At 45.5% G+C, this 1,809-nt stretch carries 1 protein-coding gene; it reads left to right on the top strand.

Annotated features, from left to right (window positions below):
* Positions 1-1,102: 1,102 nt before the first annotated feature.
* Positions 1,103-1,809: hypothetical protein (locus C6H04_RS05540; RefSeq protein WP_158653819.1), on the top strand; the 707-nt coding region annotated here is incomplete at its 3' end.

Here is a 1,809-nt window from a genome sequence, read left to right as displayed (position 1 = left end):
ATCATTTGGAGTTGTGAGGTTTAGAGGATTTTAAGGGGGTCAGGGCTACAATGGTGCCGTGGTTAGGGGGCAGTGCCCCCATTGGTTTAATATAGCGGTTGTGCGAGGACCACTAAAACCAGCAGCACCACGAGAAGAACTCTCATGTTTGGCTCTCCTTTCTGGAGTGCCACCCTCTGCACATCCCAACCCATAAACCTAAGAGTTAATACCTCAAAAGTCATTGCGCCAAATGCACACAAGAAAAGCCAAACACTGCTACCTCATTGTAACATCTTTTAACCCGCGTTTCCCTACCGCTTAACAATTTTGATAATAGTTCCTGCTTTGTATAGCATGGGGTTACTTCATTGTAACGTTTTGCGTGCTAGCGAGGCTATTCTAGCCTCGCACAGATATCGCGTTTACCTTAATGCGCGTTAGTCTTACCGCTTAATAGTTTTGATAACGGTTACTGCTTCATAGCATGGGGCACGCACCTACCGCTCAATAGTTTAGAATAACGGTTTTGCTTTAGGCATGGGGTTAATTTGTTGTAACGCTTTCCGTGCTAAGCGAGGCTATTCTAGCCTCGCAAAGATGCCAAGATAAACTTAATTCACATTTTGTCTACTGTCTAACAGTTTAGAATAACGGTGTGGCTTTAGGCATGGGGTTACTTTGTTGTGACGTTATCCGTGCTAGCGGGGCTATTCTAGCCCCGCAAAGATGCAGCGTTTAGACTTAATAAGCGTTAGTCTTACCGCTTAATAGTTTTGATAACGGTTTTGCTTTAGGCATGGGGTTAATTTGTTGTAACGCTTTCCGTGCTAAGCGAGGCTATTCTAGCCTCGCAAAGATGCCAAGATAAACTTAATTCACATTTTTCCTACCGCTTAATAGTTTAGAATAACGCTTTGGCTTTAGGCATGGGGTTACTTCATTGTGGCGTTCCCCGTGCTAGTGTGTGCATTCTGCACACACACAGATGCCAAGTTTTTCCTTAATTTGCGTTAGTCTTACCGCTTAATAGTTTAGATAACGGTTACTGCTCCGTATCACGCGTTTTTAACCCTTGTTTCTCTTTTCATTTCTGACTATCCTACCCCCATAAAGGGGAAAAATGGCAACTTTAGATTTTAAGAGACTGGCTGCAGATGGGATTGATAAGGCTCGAGTGCTAGACTTCATCAAAGCCCAAAAGAGCAATTTCAACCACGATGCCTTAGAACAATTCTATCAGCAAAGAGGCTTTAGTGCCGATCAGATCACCCGTGCCCTCTACCACGATTTAGAACATTTTAAAGAATTTAGCTTTGAGCCCAGTGCTCCTCAAGCAGAGAACTCTAGCCAGAGTGCAGAAAACCCCCTAGGAGCACAGAGCGCAACACAGACCGACCCTACACCACAGAGCTCTACAGAGAAAAGCGCACAAACACAAGCTCAAGCCCCAGAGAACTCTATACCACAGAGCTCTACAACTCCGCCCAGCACACCCACACAGAGCACTCAGCAGCAGGGTACCCCCTCTAAAAAAGACCCCCAAGCCATTCTCAAAGCCTTGGAGGATAGAGCCCATAAGTTAGAGCAACAAGCGGGCATTAAAGAGGATGTCATGCAGGCCTTGAGATTGGGAATGTCAGAACCCCAAGCTTTAAAGCTGCAAAAATTAGGCTATCACCAGCTTATTCAAGAGGCCATTAAGGAGAATGTCCCTTATGAAAAACTCCCCAAGAGTGCACGCCAATACCTCTCTAGGGTCGCCTTTGAGAAGTCCAGCATTACAGACGCATTATTTCACCCCCTTGAGTATTTTGGTGGGGCTAGGGG

Origin of the sequence: Helicobacter salomonis, assembly GCF_900197775.1 — a bacterium.
Classification (GTDB): Bacteria; Campylobacterota; Campylobacteria; order Campylobacterales; family Helicobacteraceae; genus Helicobacter; species Helicobacter salomonis.
The sequence above is the reverse complement of the archived record's forward strand: the minus strand, read 5'-3'. Positions and strand labels throughout refer to the sequence as shown.